The organism is Binatus sp. (SeqCode) (assembly GCF_049584895.1).
In the GTDB taxonomy this organism is placed as follows: domain Bacteria; phylum Desulfobacterota; class Binatia; order Binatales; family Binataceae; genus Binatus.
In genome coordinates this window covers 25,098-46,723 of sequence record NZ_JBAUYR010000064.1, presented here as the reverse complement: position 1 = coordinate 46,723, position 21,626 = coordinate 25,098, and the positions used below count along the sequence as shown (strand labels likewise).

Sequence of the window (21,626 nt, the reverse complement as noted above, 5' to 3'; positions counted from 1 at the left end):
GCATTGGCAGGCAGGCATGGATTGGGCATTGGAGAATCCCGGACATCCCGATGTGGCCAGGCTGACCGATCCCGCGGGGATGCGTCTTGATTTGCTCGATCGCCGCTATTGCGGTTGGGCAATCTTCGTCGCGCGCAACGGCCTCGATTGAACGTATCGTTCACGGACCGATCATCGGCGCGTAATCTCGCGAAACTCTTGCACTTGCTCTATGTAAATGACGAAATCGGATTCGAGGAACAAATTCAGATGGGTCCAACCGGTAAGGCTATTTTTCTGACCAAGGGCGTCGGCAGGCATCGCGAGAAACTCACTTCGTTCGAGCTTGCACTGCGCGACGCGCGGATCGCGGAGTTCAATCTCGTTCGCGTCAGCTCGATTTTTCCACCCGGATGCAAAGTCATCTCAATTCAGGACGGGCTGAAGACCCTGACGCCCGGGCAGATCGTTTACACCGTTATGTACGACAACTCGACCGACGAGCCGCATCGCCTGATGGCGACCTCGGTCGGCCTCGCGATTCCCGCCGACAAAGATCAGTACGGCTACCTGTCCGAGCATAAGAGTTTTGGGCAGACCGACGAGAAGGCGGGCGACTACGCCGAGGACCTCGCGGCGACGATGCTCGCGACGGCGCTCGGCGTGGACTTCGATCCCAACGTCAGCTACGACGAACGCAAGGACGTGTGGAAGCTGTCGGATAAAATCGTGACGACGCGGAACATTACGCAATCCGCAATCGGCGATCGCGACGGTCTGTGGACGACGGTCGTCACCGCCGCGGTGTTTGTGAATCTGCCGACGACGGACAAGCAGCCCGGATGAACGTTAGCGACCTCGAAAAGCGGATCACGGTTCTCGAAGACATCGAGGCGATCAAGAAACTCAAGGCACGTTACTGCGCGATCTGCGACGAGGATCACAATCCAGCGAAAATCACTACGCTGTTTGCGCCTGACGGAATTTGGGAAGGCGCCGGCGTTGGGCGGCATCAGGGTCACGACGCGATCCGCAAACTGTTCCAGAGCTTCCAGGAGCGGATTAGTTTCTCGCAGCATAACGTCATGAATCCGATCATCGACGTCAGCGGCGATCGCGCTACCGGCATCTGGTATTTCATCGGGCCGTTCACGATGCGCAATGGAAATCGCCCGATGTGGCTCGGCGCGCGCTATGAGGACGGCTACGTCAAGCTCAACGGCGAGTGGAAGTTCGCGCACCTGCGCGCGATCGGGCGGATGTCGGCGCCGTACGAAAAGGGCTGGGCCAAATAGCCGTTATTTCGAACTGAACAGCTCGATCCGCGAACTGACGACCTTCTTCACCGCCTCGAACGCCGGCTTCAGAATCTTGTAGGGCGCCACTTCATTCGGCTCCGCTGCGAGACCGGCTTCGACTCCGCGCCGCCACGCGATTCGGATTTCGGTATTGACGTGGACGATCGTCATGCCGGCCTTGATCGCGCGCTTGAAATCGTCGTCGTTGGTGCCCGACCCGCCGTGCAGCGTCATGAAAATTTTCGCCGCTGCTTTGATCTCGGCAATGCGATCGATGTTGAGCCGCTTCTGCACATCGCCGTGAACCATGCTCGCCAGCATCCCGTGCATGTTGCCAACCGCCGGCGCGAGCACGTCGACCTTGGTCGCATCGACGAACTGGCGCGCTTCCTCCGGTGTGGTCAAGACCCCGACGCCCTCCGGAACTTTCTCAATCACGGCTGATGACGCTCCGATCCAGCCTATCTCGCCCTCGACTAGAATCGCGGGGTTGATCGATTTGATCGCCTCGATCGCTCTCCTGGTCTGCTTGATATTTTCGTCGAAGGGCAGCGCCGAGCCGTCGAAGATGACTTCGTCGAAGCCGGCTTTCGCGGCTTCCTCGGCGTGAGCGATCGAGTGAGTGTGATCTGCGTTCAGGAAAATCGGGTAGTTGTACTCGTCGCGAATTGCCTTCACCAGCGCGGCCGCCTGGCACACGCCGGTAAACTCGCGCTCGCCCTCCGACACACCGACCATCACGGGCAGTTCCTTGTCACGTGCGGCGGCGACGATTGCGTTGAAAGCGACCAAATCCGAAAAATTGAAATGGCCGACGGCGACCTTGTTGGCCTCGGCCCGTTTCAGTACGTCACGCAGCGACATCATGAGTTCAATCTCCACTTGCGGCCGTCGCGTTTGAGCAAATCGTCAGCAGCGCTCGGTCCCCACGAACCAGCCGCGTAGTTGGGGAAGTCGGACGCCGGAGTCGCTTTCCAGGCGTCCAGAATCGGATCGACCACGCGCCATCCCGCGTCCACCGTGTCGGCGCGCTGGAACAGCGTCGGATCGCCGATCATGCAATCGAGCAGCAGCGTCTCGTAGCCGATGCTCGGCGCGGCGCCGAAGTAGTCGGCGTATTTGAAATTCATATCGACGCCGCCGAGCCTGACCACGGGACCCGGCACCTTTGCGTTGAAGCTGAGCGAAATGCCCTCGTTCGGCTGAAGGTGCATCACGAGTTCGTTCTGCTGAAGGTGGCTGACACCGGTCCGCCGAAACTGCAGCATCGGTGGCGCCTTGAACCTGATTGCGATTTCGGTGACGCGCTTCGCCATCCGCTTTCCGGTGCGCAGGTAGAACGGCACGCCCGACCATCGCCAATTGTCGATCGCCAGCTTCAGCGCGACGTAAGTCTCGGTGCCGGATTTGGGATCGACTTGCGGCTCTTCGCGATAACCCGGCACCGGCTTCCCTTCGATGGTGCCGGGTCCGTACTGGCCGCGCACCGCCCATTTCGGGACGTCTTCGGGCTTGAGCAAGCGGATCGCGCGCAACACCTTGGTCTTCTCGTCGCGCACCGGCTCGGAGTCGAACGAATTCGGCGGTTCCATCGCGGTGAGCGAGACCAGCGCGAGAATATGATTCGGCACCATATCGCGCAGCGCACCGGTCGCTTCATAGAATGCGCCGCGATGCTCGACGCCGACGGTTTCCGCCACGGTGATTTGCACGTGATCGATATAGTTGTTGTTCCACAGCGGTTCGAAGATTCCGTTGGCGAAGCGAAACGCCAGGATGTTCTGCACGGTTTCTTTGCCGAGATAGTGATCGATTCGGTAGATCTGATTCTCGTGCAGACATGCGCCAATCTCGCGATTGAGCGCGTTCGCCGATTCCAAATCGTGACCGAACGGCTTTTCGATGATCACTCTTCGCCAATGCCCGTCGGTTTCTTTGGTGAGTTCCGCCGCGGCCAGTTGCTTCACGATCTCGCCGAAAAAACTTGGAGACACCGCGGTGTAGAACAAATAATTTCCCGGCGTCCCATGCGCCTTGTCGACTGACTCGAGCGTGGTCTTCAGACTCGTGTACGTCGCAGGATCCTTGAAATCCCCGGACATGTAAGTGATCCGCTGATCGAACCATTTCCAGAGTTCGGGCTTGACCTTGGTTGTCGTGAATTGGCCGATCTCGTCGCCGAGCTGCTTGCGAAAATCTTCGGAACTCATCTTCACGTTGCTCACGCCGATGATCGCGAACTTGTCGGGCAACAGTTTGTTGACGAGCAGATTGTACAGCGACGGAATCAGCAGCCGCTTGGTCAGATCGCCGGTCGCGCCGAAGATCACGAACACGCACGGATCTCCGGGGCGCCCGTGAACAGCCTGGTTGGATGCGTGCTTTGGTTCTGGATTCGGCATGGCGAATGCCTTCTAGGATTTCTTCTCGATGTGTCCGCCGAACTCGTAGCGCATCGCGGACAGGAGTTTGTCGGCAAAGTCGGCGGCGCCGCGCGAATCGAAACGTTCGTAGAGCGCGGCGGTAAGCACGTGCGCGGGGACGCCTTCGTCAATCGCCGCGTCGATCGTCCATCGACCTTCACCTGAATCCGATACGCGGCCGGCAAACTTCTTCAGCTCCGGATCGCCGAGCAGCGCGTCCGCGGTCAGGTCCAGCAGCCACGACGCGATCACACTACCGCGCCGCCATACTTCGGCGATGTCGGTGAGATTGAAGTCGTACTGATACAGCTTGGGATTGCGCAGCGGCGTGGTCTCCGCATCGACGGCATGCGTCTGCTTGCCGACGTTGGCGTTTTTGAGAATGTTCATGCCCTCGGCATAGGCCGCCATGATCCCGTATTCGATTCCGTTGTGAACCATCTTCACGAAATGCCCGGCGCCGTTCGGCCCGCAATGCAGATAGCCGTGTTCGGCAGTGCTGCCCTTAATTTTCTCGCGTCCGGCGGTGCGCGGCGCGGAATCGATCGGCGGCGCGAGCGTCGCGAAAATCGAATCGAGATGCTTCACGACTTGCGGCTCGCCGCCAATCATCTGACAGAATCCGCGATCGAGGCCCCATACGCCGCCGCTGGTGCCCGAATCGACGTAGTGAATTCCCTTCGCCGCCAGCGCTTCGGCGCGCCGGATGTCGTCGATGTAGTACGAATTACCGCCGTCCACGATGATGTCGTCGCGCTGAAATCGGCTCGACAAGTCGGCCACCGTCTTCTCGACCACCGCGGCCGGCACCATCATCCATGCTACGCGCGGCAGCTTAAGCTTGGCGGCGAAGTCGTCGAGAGACGACGCACCGATCGCGCCCTCCTTCGCCAGTTCTTTGACCGCATCGGCGCTCACGTCGAACACGACGCATTCGTGACCGCCGCGCAGCAGCCGCCGGACCATATTCGCACCCATTCTGCCCAGGCCGATCATTCCCATTTGCATGTTAGTCGCTCCTTGTTGAACGGGACCCGTATTGAAACACTCTACCGCATCGCAGATGTTATGGCTCAAACGAATTTCGCGCGAAAAGGAACCGAAAATTGAGCGCCAAGAGCTTGATGGTGATGGGCACGGCGTCCGACGTCGGCAAGAGCGTCGTGGTCACCGCGCTGTGCCGAGCGTTCGCGCGCGCCGGAGTGCGGGTGGCGCCATTCAAATCGCAAAACATGTCGAACAACTCGGCGGTTTGTCGCGGCGGCGGCGAGATAGGACGCGCGCAAGCAGTGCAGGCCGAGGCGGGCGGACTCGAACCGAGCGTCGACATGAATCCTGTGCTGTTGAAGACCGAATCCGACATGACCTGCCAGGTCGTCATTCGCGGCCGCGCGCGATTTCAGATGGGCGCGAATGACTATGAGCGATATCGAACTGAGGCATGGCCTGAGATAGTCAGTAGCTATAGCAACCTGGCGCGCGACTTCGAGCTGATAGTAATCGAAGGCGCGGGCGGCGCGGCAGAAATCAATCTGCGGCATCGCGATATCGTCAACTGGAAAATCGCCGAGATAGCCGACGCGCCGGTGCTGCTGGTCGCCGATATCGACAAGGGCGGCGTCTTTGCTTCGATCGTCGGCACGATCGAGCTGCTCGCGCCCGACGAGCGCCGACGCGTCAAAGGCGTGCTGATCAACAAGTTCCGCGGCGACGTGAGGCTGCTCGAATCCGGCCTTCGCTTTCTCGAGCAACGCACCGGTGTCCCGATACTAGGAGTGCTGCCATGGCAGGAGCACCTCGGCTTGCCGCAAGAAGACGCTGCCAGGTTGGACGGAACTGAAAGCTCTGCGGTGAACAAGCCACTGACTATTGGAGTGATACATCTGCCGTGCATTTCTAACTATACGGATTTCGAAGCGCTCGATAGCGAGCCGGACGTGGCAGTGCACTACTTGAGCGATCCCGGCACTGCGCATCGCCTCGACGTTCTGATCATTCCGGGGACAAAAAGCACCGTCGCCGATCTGAAATGGCTCCGCCGCGCCGGCTGGGAGGATTTCCTTGTGCGTCATCGTCGCGCAGGCGGATGGATCATTGGAGTTTGTGGAGGCTACCAGATGCTCGGGCGGCGCATCGTCGATACCGACGGCGTCGAGAGTGATACTCCTGAAACTGTCGGGCTCGGCCTGCTGGAAATTGAAACCACCTTTCAGTCCGAAAAAATCACCGATCGAATCCGCGCGATTCATCTGCCGACGAACGCACCGATTTCCGGCTACGAGATTCACTCCGGACGTATCATCGGCGTCCCCGAATCACGCGCGCTGTTCAGATTAATGCATCGAGATGCCGGCGTCGTGGATGAATTCGAGGGCATCCGATCAGATGATGCACGAGTGATCGGTACTTCAATTCACGGCGTGTTCGATTCCGCCGATTTTCGACGAAACTTTCTCGACGAAATAAGAGTCGCGAAAGGTCTCGTGCCGCTCGAATCTTGTGAGCGAATTGACACCGACGCGAATCGCCGCGCTGCCTTCGATCGAATCGCCGACGCGCTCGAACAGTGCGTGGACTTATCACGAATCGCGAAACTCGCCGACATTGCTCTCTAATTTCGATCCTCTCGGCGACTGCGAGTTGCCCTATGCCTGACGCAGAGGTACAGGAAAAATGTTCCTGCGTCAGCGAATTCAACCGTCAACGGAAGGAGGACAAGCTTATGGAGGTAACCAAGCAAGCCACGAAACCGGCGTCCTAAACTTTGATTGAAAGGAGGAGGTCCAATGAAATTCCTAGTGATTCGGAAACCGCGCGTCGGGGCGATTGTGCAGCCCACCAGCCAGACGATTCGTGCTCACAAGGAAATGTTGCTCGGCGCCGTCAAACGTGGCGAGGCTGACTGCGCCTACGCGTTCGTTAATGGTGGCGGCTGTAGCATCACAAACGCCGACTCCGCGGAAGATCTCAACCAGCGATTATTCAGCTCGCCGCTGGGGCTCTTCTATGAATTTGAGGTACACCCTCTCTGCGACTACAGCAAATTCATGGACACCATTGCGCAAGCGTTAGAGACGCAGGAAAAGCAACGTAAATAATCAGCAACTTTTCGCAACTCAAAACAGAGGGGCCGGCTCGCATCCGGCCCCTTAAACTTTCGTACGGCTCAGGCATAGCACTCGCGCGATTTACACTCACTCGGCGGTCGTGTGATAGCCTTCGTGGAAGCCACGAGGAGGAACGCGCCGCATGCCCGACAAAAAAGCCTGGACCGCCGATGACATACCGGACCTTTCCGGCAAGACGATCGTCGTAACGGGCGGCAACAGCGGTATCGGCTACGAAGCGGCGCTGGAGTTTGCGCGCAAGCGAGCCGAGGTCATCCTGGCATGCCGCGATCTTGGCAAGGCTCGCACCGCGGCCGCGCAGATCACCGGGTCAGCGACCGGGGCGAAGGTCGATATCATGGAGCTTGACCTCTCGAATCTCGCTTCAGTGCGCGGTTTCTCCGACGCGTTTCACCTGAAACATCAGGCGCTGCACGTGCTGTGCAACAACGCCGGCGTGATGGCGATTCCGTATCGGCAAACTGCAGACGGATTCGAAATGCAGTTCGGCACCAATCACCTCGGCCACTTCGCGTTGACCGGCCTGCTACTCGATCGATTGCTTGCGACGGAGGGCGCGCGGGTCGTCAACGTCGCCAGTGGTGCGCATCGCATGGGCAAGATTCGATTCGACGATCTGCAATGGAAGAATGGCTACCGCAAGTGGATGGCCTACGGGCAGAGCAAGCTCGCCAACCTGCTGTTCACGTCCGAGTTGCAGCGCAAAGTCGATGCGGCCGGCAAGAAATTGCTGGCCATCGCATGTCATCCCGGATATGCGGCGACCAACCTGCAAGCCGCGGGACCGCGGATGCAGGGATCGACCATGCTCGAATCTCTTTTCTCTTTAGGCAACAGCGTGTTCGCGCAGAGCGCCGCGATGGGCGCGCTGCCGACCGAGTATGCTGCGGTCGCGCCCGACGTTCAGGGCGGCGACTATATTGGCCCCGACGGCGTCGCCGAGATGTGGGGACATCCGGCCCATGTCGGCCGCAGTGCGGCGGCGCAGGACGCCGCGGCAGCCGGGCGACTGTGGGAAGTATCCGAGCGGCTCACCAACGTGCACTACGCGTTCTGAGCCGGCGGCCTCGCGCTGACGACTACGACGTTCGCGCGATCACGAATTTGCCGATCTTGTCGATCGCCTGCTGCCCTTCCGGCAACAACTTCGCAAACACGTGCCAGACGTGGGGCATCTCGTCCCACACTTCGAGATCGACTTCGACGCCGGCAGCCTTTGCACTCTTCGCTACGCGCGTGGCGTCATCGAGCAGAATTTCCGCGTCGCCGACCTGGATCAGCATCGGCGGCAGACCGCGAAAGTTCGCATGCACCGGAGACACCAGCGGATCCTTGGGATCGTGCGTGCCGTAATACTGTTTCGCCGACGACTGCAGATTGTCCTGGGTCACCATCACGTCTCTCGCGGCTCTGGTACGCACCGATTCCCCGGTGCCTTCGAGATCAGTCCACGGCGAAATCGGAACGGCGCCCGCCGGCATCGGCAACCCGGCGTCGCGAATCGCGAGCAACGCCGCCAGCGTGAGTCCTCCGCCGGCAGAATCGCCGGCAATAACAATCCTGCCGGGCTTGTAACCCTGCGCGAGCAGCCACTTGTATGCGGCAGTAGCATCCTCGACCGCGGCGGGAAACGGATGTTCCGGCGCGAGCCGGTAGTCAATCGACAGCGCACGGGCATTCGAGGCGCGCGCGATTCTCGAGACCATCGCGCGATGCGTATTGATCGACCCGATCACGTAGCCGCCGCCGTGCAGATACAAAATGACTCGGTCGGCCGCCGCGCCAGGCGCCGCGATCCATTCCGCCTTGACGCCACCCGCGTCGACCTTTTCGCAAATCACGTCGGCCGGGACGCGCTCGCTAATCCGCTCCATCCCGGCGCGCCGCTGTTCCATCGACGCATTCGGATTCTGCGGCTGCGATTTGATTCGCTCGATTACCTTGTTCAATTGTTCGCTCGCCATATTCCCTCCGTATCGATAGGCGGGTACAGCGACGGCTATATCACGAAATGGCGGGAAATGGTCTGCGCGCCCTGAATTGAAGCTTTGCGCCGCGCGGCTACGGGCACCCCGGTGTGATTGAAAAGGTCACGTCCTAGAACGTCGTCGCGCAGCCGCCTGCGAACTCAAAGGTTCCCGTCAACGCCGTCGCGTCGCCGGTGCCGCTTCCGCTGATCGTACAGCCGGCGCCGGCGTTGCCTTTGAATTTGAATCCCGTCGCGCTCACCGTGCCCTTGATCGGGCCCTGCGCAAAGGCGGAGTCAGCCCATCGAAAATCAAAATTGCTCCCGGTCACAACTTTCTTTCGATTCGAATTTTGATCGAACTCGAACGTCGCAGTTCCCGAGCCATCGCCGGTATCAACCACCTCGCCGGACCAGCATCCCTTGATATCGAGCGGAAGCACTTTGGTTTTGGCATCGGGAGTCGCGACGCTAGCGTCGGGCGCACCCCAGGCGCCTGCGCTCTGATCAGTTCCATCTCCGTCCTGGGCGTACGCATGTCGCACGTGACCCGCAGAGAGCAAACTCGTACAGGCCAAGACTAGAAGCGTTTTGGCTAGTTTCATTTCTGATTTCCCTCTCTTAGTTATACAGAGCATCAGTAACCAAGTAGAATTTTTAGCCAAAATGTTCCAACCAAGCAAGTCTTGCTCAGTTTTAACGGATTATGAGGCGTAAATAATCGCAATTTGAGGCCCGAATAGCCTCAAAAACAGAGAGACCCATCGCACAGAACGCACGATGGGCCGATCGCTTAGGCTAGCTGTATTAGGCGGTGGTGACTTCTCAAGTCGCGCGGGGTGGGAGTCCGGCGGCTCGGTAGACGTCGTCGATCACGCGCATATTGATGATGCCCTCGGCCCCGTCGGTAGGAAATTCAGCTTCGCCGCGAACCGCCTTGACGAACGCGCGCAACTGATGCGTAAACGTTGAGTCGCCCGGCACCGTCTCGCTCTTTTCGCCGGCGTCGGTCTTCACCGCGAGCTGATGCCCCCGATGCGGCGCGATCGGATTTATCACCCGCAGTTCTCCCCGCTCGCCGCGCGCCATGAACGTCGCACTTATGACTGAGTCCTTTTTCATCGCGCAGGTCATCCGGGCAGTCACGCCGCCTGCGAGTTCAAGGTCGACGTCCATCGCGATGTCGATGTTTTTCGGTCCGGTCTCGGCCTTGGCGCTGAGCACGCGCGGCGTCAGGCCGGAAAAATAGTGGATCATGTGGAGTGGGTAGCATCCGAGGTCCATCGTCGCGCCGCCGGCAAGGGTGTAGTCGAAGCGGATGTTCGTTTCGGGAATCGGTACCGAAAATTGCCCCTCGACGTGGACTAGCCGGCCGAGCGTCCCGTCGCTGATGAGAGCGCGCACGCGATCCGAAAGCGGGTGATAGCGATAGTGAAACGCTTCGCCGAGAATCTTCCCGGTCTCGCCGGCCGCCTTCGACATCCGTTCTGCCTCGGCCGCATTGGAAGCGATCGGTTTCTCGCAGAGCACGTGCTTGCCCGCGCGCAGCGCGGCTATCGTCCATTCGCAGTGAAGCGAGTTCGGCAGTGGATTATAAATCGCGTCGAGTTCCGGGTCGTTGACGAGGTCGTCGTAGGTAGCGAGCACTCGCGGGATTTTATGAGTGGCGGCAAATTCCTGCGCGCGCTTTGGATCGCGCGCCGCGACCGCGACGACTTCAGCCTCCGGCACATCGTGCGCGGCCTTGATCAATGCGTCCGGCGCGATTCGCGCCGCGCCGAGTATTCCAAACCGAATCGGCTTTTTTTCTGGCATAGCTATTCCGCCTTCGGAAACCAGTTAATTGCTTTTCTTATCCTCACGGATCTGACGCCGGATTGACCGGTTGTGGCAAGGCCTTCGCCATCTTATAGGTGTCGGCCGCTTCCATTCGCGAGAGCGCATAGCGGTAGGGCTCGTTCGAGATTGTAACAACACCCTGGTACGGATGCGCCAGTTCCAGAATCGCGAGAATCGTCATTCCGAGCAGAATCGAAAAGAACCCGCACATCAGCACCTGCGCGCGAAAAACATTGCTGCCGAAGAAATAGCTGAAGCCGATCGTCATCAAGCATCCAAGATAGATCACCGTCCACACGACCGATGGAAGATCCTCTGAGTAGAAGTTAAACCGCTGGCCGCGCGCCTGGCTGACGAGGTTGAGCTGATCGATCGACTTGTCCATCAACATTTGCTCGCGGCTATCCGTGGGGTGATACGCAAGTACGGTCGCCCAGAGTTCGTGGGCACCAACCTTGCCGCCTTCAAAGGTGTTGTCGGCCATCTGCGGCCATTCTTTGTCGACCACACGGTGCGAATATTCAAGAACGGCGGAATCGAGCTGCGAGCGCATCGGCTCGGAGAACGCCGCACCGAGTTTGTAGAGGCTCTCGAGCGCCGACGCTTCCGTAAGCGCATAGGCGTTGGCGTCATTGAAGCGCTCCCAGGCGGCCACAATAACGAAGGCAAGGACCAGGCCGTAAAATGCGCCCAGCACTCCGAACGTCACTCCCGCTACCTCGTGGTTCTTTTGCAGGCGGTCGAGCGGGACCAACCATCTCACGAGACAGAGACCGGCGATACTGCCACCGCCGAACGCCACAATGACGAATATGACCTGTGTGGCGACACTACAGTAGAGTAGGAAATTCATTTCTCGAGACCCCTCCCCGAGCGATGTGCGTCAGTCAGAGCGAATCGCCTCGACTAGATTAGCTGTTTGTAGGCAAGTCGCGCCATAACCCGTCTAGATGACTAAATTTGCTCCTCGATGGAGAGAGCAGGTTTTGGTGACGTCTTGTCCGCAGCGAGGAACCCGGATCGGTGCTTCGGCATCTGACTATTCCTGGAGGCTGGTGGTATCGCGCCCGCCGCTCGCACTCGGCTTTGCAACCGCATCCTCATGCTGGCAATTTTCGACCACGTTCGCGATTGCCTTCAGCAGCGTCGATTTCTTGACCGGCTTGCTGACGTGCATATCGCAGCCAACCTGAATCGCGCGGCGCACATCGCCTTCAAGCGCCGACGCGGTCAGTGCGATGATCGGTGTCCTGCTCCGTTGATTCGCCGTCTCCCATTGACGAATCGCGCGCACCGCGCTGTATCCGTCGAGAATCGGCATCTGGATGTCCATCAGGACCGCGTCGTAGGCGCGCGTCATGAAATGATCGAGCGCCGCCTGGCCGTCCTCCACCTGGTCGAGCACGTAGCCGCTCTTCTTCAGGTAGGCCGTGATCAACAGGCGATTGTCCGGCGAGTCGTCCGCCAGCAGGATACTGAGCGGGCTTTCGAGCAGATGCGTCGCCGAACCGTTGGGCTCTACTTCACGGTGAGACTCGGCGGGCGCGCCCGCAGGCGCGTCGACTTCAGCCATCGCGTCGGAAATCGCGGCGAACAATTCGCGGCGCTTGATCGGCTTCACTACCTAATGATTCACGCTCAGCTCTCTCATCGCATTCAGGCGGGTGGTCAGGCCGTTCGAGGTCGCGAGCATGACGATCGGCACGTTTCCATTCGGCCCGCGCCGCATCTGGCGAATCATTTCGAAACCGTCCATCGTGGGCATCTGCAGATCAACCAGCATCAGGCCGAACGGCGCTTGATCTTTTACGGCGACCGCGGCCAGACCTTCCGCCGCTGAGCTCGCTTCCGTGACGATCGCGCCGCTCGCGCTCAGCATCTGGCTGACGATCGATCGGTTGATCGCGTTGTCGTCGACCACTAGCGCGCGGACTGAAGCGAGCACAGGCTCGCGATGCTCCTGCTTTTCGTTTTCATTGGCGACCGCGGGCGGCAGGCCGAGTTCCACGGTGAAATGGAAGATGCTTCCCGATCCGAGGTCACTTTCGACCCAGACTTTGCCTCCCATCAGCGCGACCAGCCGCTGGACGATTGTCAAACCGAGTCCGCTGCCGCCATATTTTCGCGTGGTCGAGGAGTCCGCCTGGGTGAAAGCCGAGAAAATGTTCGGCAGCATCTCCCGCGGCATTCCGATACCGCTGTCGCGCACCGAGAAAAGCAGGCTGCCGGGATTGGCCTGGTCGGGATTGTGCGCGACGTCGATCACGACTTCACCGCGCTCGGTAAATTTGATCGCATTGCCGATAAGGTTGGTGAGCACCTGGCGCAGCCGCAGCGAATCGCCCACCAGCGCACGCGGCAAATTGCCGCTGAATCGCATGGCGAGTTCGATTCCCTTTTCGTGCGCACGCACCGCAAGCGTGTCGGCAACCCTTTCCGTCAGCTCGACCACGTCGAACGCCACCGCCTCGAGGCTCATGCGGCCGCTCTCGACCCGCGCAAGATCCAGGATGCTGTTGATCAGCTCGAGCAGCGCGTTGCCGTTGCTGAGGATGGTGTCGAGGTAGCGCCGCTGCTCCGAATTGAGATCGCTCTCGCCGATCAGGTCGGCCATCCCGAGGATTGCGTTCATCGGGGTGCGAATTTCATGCGACATGCTGGACAGGAATTCGGTCTTCGCCTTCGACGCCGCCAGCGCCTTCTGGCGCGCCGCCTCGAGGTCGGTGATATCGCGCGCGATCGAGAGCGCGCACTTGCGCCCGCCGAGTTCGAGTATGACCGCCGAGATCAGCGCTGGGAAAGTACCACCGCTGGCGGTGCGGAACGTGGTCTCGAAATTGCGCACTTCGCGCTGCTTGAGCAGGGTCGCGGTGAACAGATCGAGCTGCTCGGCGCTTTCCCAGACTTTGACCTCCTCGAAGCGTTTGCCGACGATTTCATTTTTTGCCAACCCCAGCGACCGCACCATCTCCTTGTTCACATCGACAATGATGCCGTCGTCCAGGTCGGTCAGCGCGATATTATCGACGCTCGAGTCGAATATCTCCCGCAGCATCGCCTCGCTGCTTTGCAGTTTCCGCTCCTGCTCTTTGAGCTTGGTAATGTCGCGGGCAATCGTCACGATACGCGGCTCGCCCCCCAGCTCCACCACCACCGACGAGAGCAGTGCCGGAATGTCGGTGCCGCTCTTGGTCGGAATTGTCACTTCGAAATTCCGCGCCTGGCCGGTCGTCCGGAGCGGCTCTCGATACTCGCTTTCATAGCGGTTGTCGGCCACTCGTGGCGAGATCGTGCCGATAATCTCGGCGCGTGAAGATTCGCTGAGCCGCAGGAACTCATCGTTGACATCGACAAAGCGCCCGTCAAGGTCGGTGATCGACAGCGGATCGAGGATCGAGTCGAAGATTTTGCGCAGACTGGCCTCGCTCTGTTTGAGTTTCTCTTCCGCGGCCATCAGATCGCCGATGTTGCGTGTGATCGTCAGGACGCTCAGCTTGCCGTCCAGCTCAAGCAGCGTACCGGACATAAGGCATGGGATGAGGGTTCCGTCTTTGGCATAGAAGTTCGCCCGCATATTGCGGACTTCGCCGTTGCGAATCATCGCCGCCGAAAAATTGTCCGACTCTTCGCGGCTCGGCCAGACGCCGATTTCCCAATAAGTCTTGCCGATCACCTCTTCCCGGCTAAAACCGGTCGAGCGCGAGAATTCGTGATTGGCGTCGGTGAAGCGCCGGGTGGTCGCGTCGGTGGTCGTCACCGAATCGAGATTGGCATCGAAAATTTTGCGCAACGTAGTCTCGCTGTTGCGCATCTTCCGCTCCGCTTCTCTCACGTCCGAGATTTCACGGACCACGATAATCGCGCACTTCTGATTGTCCAGCCGGACTGCGACCGCGGAAATCAGTGCGGGCATCGGACGGTCATAGCCGATGCCGTTGAGCTGGAGCTCGAAGTTCTTCACCACGCCACTCTCGTGGAGTTCCTTCATGAACTGCTCGCGAGCGGCAGGTTCCGCAAAGAAATTGAAGTCGGTATCGATTCGGCCCACCACCAGATCCCGCGGCACTCGGCTGCGCAAGACGAATTGGTTGTTGACCTCGAGAATCGCACCGGTGTCCAGGTTGGTGACCACGGCCATGTCGCCGCTTTGCTGGAAAATCTGCCGGAACTTTTCTTCGCTGTCCTTGAGTTTCTGATCGCTGCTTAGCCGGTCTGCGAGATTTTGCGCGATTGCGCGTCGAGTCCTGGTTTGCAGATAGACGTTTGACTGCCCCAGCCCGACCGCGGTCACTAGTCCCAGCCAATACATCGAAGGATCGGAATCAACTATTCCACGCGTGCGCCCGAGAACGTAAAAGCAGACCATCCCGGTTATGCTAATCGCCGCCTGCCAGCCCCAATCCCAGGGCGCCAGAGTCCCAGCGCCGACCACGATGACCAGCATCGACACGAATAGCGCCTCGACGCGCGTCGACGTGGTGCAGATCCCGGTCGTCGCTATCAGCAAGGCGATGCAGGCAAGGAGGGTGAGCTGACGCCAATATCGCATCGCAGGAGTAAAGCTCGACAGAAAGAGGACCACCCCGATCGCGATGTTGGCCAAATGCAGATTCAGCGTCGCAGCGAACGTCGATGGGGACGCATAGCGATGCTCCGCTGCATAGACTAGCTGGAAGAAAACCACCAGCGCCGCGCCCGTCCTCCACAAACCGATGACGTTCTTATCCGCGACCTGTGAATCGGACAAAGCACTGCGCGACGCCGCGCGCGCCAGCTCGTCCAAGGTCGAAGCTGCTGCTGTCAACTGGTCGTGCTCGGGGTTCCTCTCGGGCGAGGTAATGTGATGCTGCTCGGGCGGTCCGCCCATCCGATATCCTTCCCGGCCCCGCGCGGCGCAGGGATCCACTGAATTACAGCAAGTCCAATGCCCGAAAATCTGTCGCAGATCTGAAAAAAACAGACCGAACGCTCGTCAATTTCTCAACGCGCGGGGCGATTTGACGCCAAGTGTCTCAATTTGAGATTTGGATGGGACGGGTGTCCTCGGGGTTTGTTAAGTGCACACCAATTCTGCGAGAATCCGCGCAATTCTCACTATCGAGGTTCATCCACATGAGCGCGGCTGTTTCAATCCATCAGGGCAAACTCGAAGGCGACGAGCAGAACGGACTTTTCGTATTCAAAGGAATCCCGTTCGCCGCTCCTCCCGTCGGGGCACGCCGATGGCTCCCGCCCGAGAAGCCCGCGCCGTGGACAGGTGTCCGCGATGCACGCCGGTTTGGCGCAGTCGCGCATCAGAACAAGATGATGCTCACCGCGCTCTCTGCGATGGTGGTTGACGGCGAGCAGTCCGAGGATTGCCTCACGCTAAACGTCTGGACTCCCGCGCTCGACGGCAAGCGCCGCCCGGTGATGGTGTGGATTCACGGCGGAGCTTTTACGATCGGCGCCGGCTCGCAGTCCATCTATGATGGTTCGGCTCTCGCGCGACGCGGCGACGTTGTCCTCGTCACGGTCAACTATCGTCTCGGACCGCTGGGATACTTGCGCCTTGCTGACGTGACCGGCGGCAAGATTCCATCGAGCGGCTCCGAGGGGATGCTCGATCAAGTCGCGGCGCTGGAATGGGTCCGCAACAATATCGCTGAGTTCGGTGGCGACCCGGGCAACGTCACCATTTTCGGCGAATCTGCCGGCGGCATGAGCGTCGGAACTCTGCTCGCGATGCCGGCGGCGCGCGGCCTCTTCCACAAAGCGATACCGCAGAGCGGCGCCTGTCACACCGGCGCTCCGGTCGCACGTGCAAATCGCACCGCAGAGCGAGTCTTGTCGAAGCTGCGCGTGCAACCGGGCGACGCGGCAGCGATCCGCGCGCTGACACCCGCGCAATTGCTCACCGGCACCCTGCTCGAAGACGGTGTAACGCCCGACCCTGAACTCGGGATGGCGTATCAGCCCGTCATCGACGGTACGTTCGTGCCCCGCGCCGCGATCGAGATGGTCGCGGACGGCTCCGCGTCGGGTGTGGCGGTGATGGTCGGCTCGACGCTCGAAGAATGGAAATTGTTCTCAATGATGGATCCGTCGTTGCACAAGCTCAACCGCGCCGGCCTCGGTGCGCGCATGAGCCGGCGACTCACCGCAGAAGCGGCCGACTCTCTCATCGATTCGTACGCGAAGGCGCGCGCGCAGCGGGGCGAGACGGTCACGCCCGCCGAACTGTTCACCGCAATCGAGACCGACCGCGTTTTCCGAATCCCGGGTGTTCGCCTCGCACAAATCCAGCCGCGCCACGATGCGCGCGTTTACAGTTATCTCTTCACGTGGCCGTCGCCCGCGATGGGCGGCGCGCTCGGCTCATGCCACGCACTCGAGCTCGGCTTCGTCTTCGGCACCAATCAGATGCCCGGCATGGCCGCATTCGCCGGCACCGGCCCGGCCGCAGAAAAGCTCGCAACCCAGATGCAAGACGCATGGCTGGCATTCGCGCGTTCAGGCGATCCAAGTAATGAGAGCACCGGCAGCTGGAAGCCTTACGACGAGGGGCACCGCTCAACAATGATCTTCGGCGCAACCACGAAACTCGAAGATGCCCCCCGCGACGAAGAACGCCGCGCCTGGGACGCAGTCCCCGACAAAATCTTCGGCTCTCTGTAGGCAGGCGATCCTTTTCTGCGATTGTCCCCCTTCCCTCGAGGGAAGGGGTTAGGGGTTAGGTTCCGACGCGCTTCGATCACCGCGTCGGCTTCGCCTTGGGCGGCTGGCCGCTCGATCCCTTCGCGTGCGCCGGTTTGCCTTCCATGAATCGATTGCATCCGCTGTTGCCGGAAACCCGCAGCTTGAATTTTTGCATTTTGTCGTCGATGCAAAGTCCCATCGTGGAATTCTTGACCGGCGCCTTGGGCTCTATTTGCCACCACTTACAGTCTTTGCAGAGTCCCCATGTAGTGCTCATCGACTCCGGCCTCCATCGAACGCGCGCATTACTGCAACCCCAAATCGACGCGCGTGGTCTTTCCCTGATCCGTGATTCCGTTGGCGTCCATCTTCGGCGCGACTATGAACATCCGCCCCGAGTCGACTTGCTTGCTGCTCAGATACGCGCGCACCGCGTTCGCGCGCGCATCCGCAAGATTCTTCAGATCCTGATCAGTCACGGGAGTGTTGGCGAGGATTAATTTCTTCATTTCGTCGGGCGGCTGGGTCTTCGCCATTCCGACCACGTCGCGCGGCTTCTTGAAATCCCCCGCGCTGTAGACCTTCTTCAAATACTTGTCGTAGTCCTCGGTCGACAGCGCCGCGCTTTTCGCGGTCCCATCCGCGCTGTCGCCTTGGGCCCTATGACTGAGCACCTGGATACTGTGATCCAGTGACGCTTCTTTGTATCCGTCGGTGTCGAACTTCGGATCGACGCGTCCCTCGATGTTGAGCTTCAGCGCAGTTCGATCCGCCAACGCCTTCGCGACCGTGTCCAGTTTCTGCTGACTGTCCGGCGTCAGTGTCGAATAGCCCGGCTTGAACTCGATGTAGCCGAGGTCCTGCTGCGCGCCGCCGCCGCTGCCGCCGAAGGCAGCCGCGATCAGCGAGAATGGCGCCGTCGCCGCCTTGACGATCAGATTCATGAACGCGCCGAGGACGATTGCGCCGATGCTGAATTGCGGATCCGACAGCGACCCTGAGATCGGGATTCGCACGTCGATTTGTCCCTTCGAATTTTTGAGCAGCGAAACCGCAAGCCGAATCGGCAGATTGGTCGCGTCGGGGCTGTCCACATGATCGCCGAAGGTCAGCTGATCGATGAATATATGGTTGTCGGCCGTCAGTTTGCCCGTGTCGAGCAGGTAGTGAACGTCAACTGTGAGAGTGCCTTTAGTGATCGGAAAGCCAGTGTACTTGACCGTATACGGTGAGACCCCGGTCAACTCAATCGCGTCCGCCTTCGCTTTGATATCGACAAAAGCAGTCGGCGCGAGCGGATTTATCGACCCGTCAATATTGATCGGCGAGCTGCCGTTGATCTTTCCGTCGAGTGAAACCGGCGCCGGAGTTGTGGACTTCGATCCGAAGGCACCGACGCTGCCCTCCATCTCGCTCAGGTTCGCGGTGTAGTTGGGCTTGATGAAGTTGTCGGTGTAATCGACCTTGCCGCCCTTGAGCGTGATCTTCCTCAGCTCGACGTCGGCGTTCATCGGCTGTCCCTGATAAGGTTGCGCCGGACTGGCCTCTGCCGCCGGAGAGGCTCCAGGAGCGGTCGCGGCTGCTACACTCGGCGCTGCGGCCGGAGTCGGGGTCGAGGTCGCCGCCACTGGAACCGCGCCCTTCGATCCGGGCTCGCCGGTCGCGCGGGTCAGCGAGGTGGGCGCTTCCTGCGGACTCGCCGTGATGTCCTTCAGATTCAACTTGCCGGTGCTGTTGAGAATGATCCGCGAATAAAAATCGTTCAGCGCGATCAGTCCTACGTGCACCTTCGGCGGCCCTTTGCCGAGCGCGAAATCGATTCCGTTCACGTTGAGCGCGGTCATGCGGAAAAACAAATCGTTGGTCAGCTTGTCGAGCATCCGCACGCTGCCGAGCGACGCGTCGCCCTTGTAGCTGACCAGAAAATCCTTGCGCTGCTGCTCGAGCCCGACCGCGCCGTCCATCGTCAGGTTCGCGGTCGTGATCTTCGCGTTCATCCTGCTGCTCACGTAAGGATCCGCGAAGGTCAGGTCCAGCCGCTTGGTCGCGACGCGCAAGTCGGCCTTGAGCGGCGCGATCGCAGCCGTGCCGGTGACTTTGAAAGTGCCCTTGCGATTCAGCGTGCCGTCGATATCCACCCCAAAAGGCTTGGTGAAGTTGCTGGTCACGTCCTTGAGATGCAGATTCAGCGGCGCGATCGCGACCGTCACCGGTTGCGGCGCGCTCTCGTCGACGAAGGTGGCGTCGGTCTGATCCAGCGAAACGGAAGCGACCTGGAATTGAAAACTCGGCGACGCGGGCGCGGTCGGTGCGGCGGGCTGTACTGGTTTCCGCTCCGCTCGCCGGCGCTCGCGCGAGGTTCGCCGCGGCTGGCGCGTCGCCACGTGCTCGGCGTGCGGCGGAGGTTCGTTGCCGCGCATCAGCGATTCGAGACTCAACTTCCCGTCGCGCTCCCGGCGGACATACAGATGCATCCCGTCGGCTTTCACTTCGGTGACCGTCGCCTGACGCGACGCCAGGTCGAACTGCCCGATCGCGACGCTGAAATTTTTCCACTGCACCGGCTTTTCTTTTTCGTGCGGCGCATCGACCTCGAAATTTTCGATCGCGACGCTCGCCGGCTCGGAATGCACGTTGAACTTAGCGCTCGCGAAATGCGTTAGCACGTTGGCCTTCGCGCTGAACTTGCCCGACGCCACGGTAGCCGCCAGAAATTTCTGCGCGAACGGCTGCAGGGCAGGCAGATCGATCTTGTCGATCGACACGTCGCTGGTAACCTGCGATTGCGCGAGATCCAGCGCGCCGGTCACCGCCAGGGCGCCGCCGCTGTGAATATTGGTGTTCACATAGAACGTCGCCGGCGACTTCCCGAGCGTCTGAAGATTTTTTACTCCCACCTCGAGCGCATCCAGCGCATCGGTCGCCGGGGTTGCACCGCTGTTGTCCTGGATGTTCACTCCGCTTTTCGTGAGGACGAACGACTCCAACTGAAAATCCATCGGCGCTTTCGCCGTCGACGGACCCGCCACCGGTACCGCCGACTGCGCGACCGTTCCCGCCACCGGCGCCGGAGTGCTCGCAGCCGCCGGTTGCGCCGGAGGATTCGCCGCCGGAGCCGAACCGCCGCTCGCCAGCGACGAGAGATTGTTGGTGCCGTCCGGATTCAGCCGCACATTCGCGAGCAGCCCGTCGATCCAGATCGATCTCAGGTAAAACACCGCGCCGAGCGGCTCGACATCGGTCAGCTTCACCTCCGCATGTTTCAGCGCGACCAGTGGCGCGTCGGCGGTGTCGCGAACGTCGAGCTGATCCAGAGCAACCGTCCCGTTCAAGCGAATCAGCGGCTGCGACTCCGCCTGCACGAAATGCAAATAAAGATCCGTGGAGAGCGTGCCACTCGGAATTTTCACCGGCAGCTTCATCGGCGCATAACTGACGTAGAGCGGGAGGTCGAGCCGGTGCAGTTTCAAATCGACCACCGAGTCGCGCGTGGCCTGGAACGGCTTGGCCACGCCGGCGATCCGCAGCGGGCTGCCGTCGATCACCATCTGCACGAGCGGCTGCACGAACACGTCCACGTCCGCGGGCAGGTTCGCGATGAACGGCACGTTGATCTGAATCTTCTCGACCTTGTGCTGCTTGCCGAGCAGTTGATCGTCGATCGTCACTTCGCCGTCGCGCAGTTGAATGTTGGAAACCGCGAATCGCTGCGGAGAACTGGGCGCCGCGGGTTTCGGCTTCGGCGGCGCAGGAGAGCTCTCGAGCAAATCGGAAAAGTTAAACTTCTGCTGCGACAAGCGCACGACGTGGATCGCGGGCTTATCGATCACGATCTCGCCGACCACCGGCGCAAGTCTGAATAGCGAGGTCCACGAGACCTTCACCGCCAGATGCCCCAGGTCGACGAACGGTTTCTGCGGATCGTCGCGCTCGCCGACGTGCAGCTGGTCGAGATCGAGTTTGAGCCGATAAAGATTGAAGCGGATTTTGCCGACGCTCACCTGACGATGGATGCTGCCGGCGACGGAACCGGTCAGCACGTGCCGTAAAATCGGCGGAACCGCAATGTAAGTCGCAAGGCCGAGGAACAGAACCACCGACAGCACGACGATGCCGGTCTTGCGCACCCGCCGCGAACGCCCCAACTCCCGCGTGCGCGCAACCCACGGCTTGCTCGGATGAAACGCCGCCGTCAAATGTCCGAGCGCGGTTTTTGTGGATTCGCTCGCTCTTTTGAAAAAGCCCGCCATGAACCTGACGCCGCCAGCCTGAGCCGTCGCCCGCCAATAGTCAATTCGTCGGAGACAGCTTAGAT

At 60.3% G+C, this 21,626-nt stretch carries 17 protein-coding genes; 6 read left to right on the top strand and 11 right to left on the bottom strand.

What is annotated here, in order from left to right:
* Positions 1–249: 249 nt before the first annotated feature.
* Positions 250–825 (top strand): pyruvoyl-dependent arginine decarboxylase, encoded by a 576-nt coding sequence (locus tag WB650_RS12185; RefSeq protein WP_422306253.1) that lies wholly within the window; start codon positions 250–252, stop codon positions 823–825.
* Positions 822–1,274 carry a nuclear transport factor 2 family protein gene (locus WB650_RS12180; RefSeq protein WP_422306251.1) on the top strand — a complete coding sequence of 151 codons (453 nt, stop codon included), beginning with the start codon at positions 822–824 and terminating at the stop codon, positions 1,272–1,274. The genes WB650_RS12185 and WB650_RS12180 overlap by 4 nt, the downstream gene beginning before the upstream one ends.
* Positions 1,275–1,277: 3 nt before the next feature.
* Here WB650_RS12180 and WB650_RS12175 read toward each other — a convergent pair whose 3' ends face one another.
* From WB650_RS12175 to gnd, 3 genes are read right to left on the bottom strand one after another with little or no spacing between them, the layout of a single operon-like run.
* Positions 1,278–2,159 carry a class II fructose-bisphosphate aldolase gene (locus WB650_RS12175; protein WP_423960636.1) on the bottom strand — a complete coding sequence of 294 codons (882 nt, stop codon included), beginning with the start codon at positions 2,157–2,159 and terminating at the stop codon, positions 1,278–1,280.
* A complete protein-coding gene (gene zwf, locus WB650_RS12170) occupies positions 2,141–3,679 on the bottom strand; it encodes a glucose-6-phosphate dehydrogenase (RefSeq protein ID WP_422306247.1) in 1,539 nt (512 codons plus the stop codon). The genes WB650_RS12175 and zwf overlap by 19 nt, the downstream gene beginning before the upstream one ends.
* Positions 3,680–3,691: 12 nt before the next feature.
* Positions 3,692–4,708 carry a phosphogluconate dehydrogenase (NAD(+)-dependent, decarboxylating) gene (gnd, locus tag WB650_RS12165; protein ID WP_422306245.1) on the bottom strand — a complete coding sequence of 339 codons (1,017 nt, stop codon included), beginning with the start codon at positions 4,706–4,708 and terminating at the stop codon, positions 3,692–3,694.
* Between the two features lie 98 nt (positions 4,709–4,806).
* Between gnd and WB650_RS12160 the strand changes: the two genes are divergently transcribed.
* The 3 genes from WB650_RS12160 (at position 4,807) to WB650_RS12150 (ending at position 7,885) form a co-directional block, all read left to right on the top strand.
* Positions 4,807–6,315 (top strand): cobyric acid synthase, encoded by a 1,509-nt coding sequence (locus tag WB650_RS12160; RefSeq protein WP_422306243.1) that lies wholly within the window; start codon positions 4,807–4,809, stop codon positions 6,313–6,315.
* A 171-nt stretch (positions 6,316–6,486) separates the two neighbouring features.
* Entirely contained in the window at positions 6,487–6,798 is a 312-nt protein-coding gene (locus WB650_RS12155; protein ID WP_422306241.1) for a hypothetical protein, read from the top strand.
* Between the two features lie 151 nt (positions 6,799–6,949).
* Positions 6,950–7,885: an oxidoreductase gene (locus tag WB650_RS12150; RefSeq protein WP_422306239.1), complete on the top strand. Its 936-nt coding sequence runs from the start codon at positions 6,950–6,952 to the stop codon at positions 7,883–7,885.
* A 22-nt stretch (positions 7,886–7,907) separates the two neighbouring features.
* Here the strand turns inward: WB650_RS12150 and WB650_RS12145 are convergent, their stop codons facing one another.
* From WB650_RS12145 to WB650_RS12120, 6 genes are all read right to left on the bottom strand, one after another.
* Entirely contained in the window at positions 7,908–8,792 is an 885-nt protein-coding gene (locus WB650_RS12145; RefSeq protein ID WP_422306237.1) for an alpha/beta hydrolase, read from the bottom strand.
* A gap of 133 nt (positions 8,793–8,925) precedes the next feature.
* Positions 8,926–9,399, bottom strand: coding sequence for a hypothetical protein (locus WB650_RS12140; protein ID WP_422306235.1), 474 nt, complete (start codon positions 9,397–9,399; stop codon positions 8,926–8,928).
* Between the two features lie 220 nt (positions 9,400–9,619).
* The gene (locus WB650_RS12135; protein ID WP_422306233.1) at positions 9,620–10,609 is read right to left on the bottom strand and encodes a Gfo/Idh/MocA family protein; all 990 of its coding nucleotides are present in this window, start codon (positions 10,607–10,609) and stop codon (positions 9,620–9,622) included.
* 43 nt (positions 10,610–10,652) lie between these two features.
* On the bottom strand, positions 10,653–11,486 hold the full coding sequence (locus WB650_RS12130) for a hypothetical protein (RefSeq protein WP_422306231.1): 834 nt from the start codon (positions 11,484–11,486) through the stop codon (positions 10,653–10,655).
* A 186-nt stretch (positions 11,487–11,672) separates the two neighbouring features.
* A complete protein-coding gene (locus WB650_RS12125; RefSeq protein ID WP_423960633.1) occupies positions 11,673–12,254 on the bottom strand; it encodes a response regulator in 582 nt (193 codons plus the stop codon).
* 3 nt (positions 12,255–12,257) lie between these two features.
* Positions 12,258–15,500 (bottom strand): PAS domain S-box protein, encoded by a 3,243-nt coding sequence (locus WB650_RS12120; protein ID WP_423960631.1) that lies wholly within the window; start codon positions 15,498–15,500, stop codon positions 12,258–12,260.
* Positions 15,501–15,745: 245 nt separating this feature from the next.
* Between WB650_RS12120 and WB650_RS12115 the strand changes: the two genes are divergently transcribed.
* Positions 15,746–17,290 (top strand): carboxylesterase/lipase family protein, encoded by a 1,545-nt coding sequence (locus WB650_RS12115; RefSeq protein WP_423960629.1) that lies wholly within the window; start codon positions 15,746–15,748, stop codon positions 17,288–17,290.
* A 76-nt stretch (positions 17,291–17,366) separates the two neighbouring features.
* Here the strand turns inward: WB650_RS12115 and WB650_RS12110 are convergent, their stop codons facing one another.
* On the bottom strand, positions 17,367–17,588 hold the full coding sequence (locus WB650_RS12110; RefSeq protein WP_422306225.1) for a hypothetical protein: 222 nt from the start codon (positions 17,586–17,588) through the stop codon (positions 17,367–17,369).
* A 28-nt stretch (positions 17,589–17,616) separates the two neighbouring features.
* Entirely contained in the window at positions 17,617–21,561 is a 3,945-nt protein-coding gene (locus WB650_RS12105) for a DUF748 domain-containing protein (RefSeq protein ID WP_423960627.1), read from the bottom strand.
* Positions 21,562–21,626 lie beyond the last annotated feature (65 nt).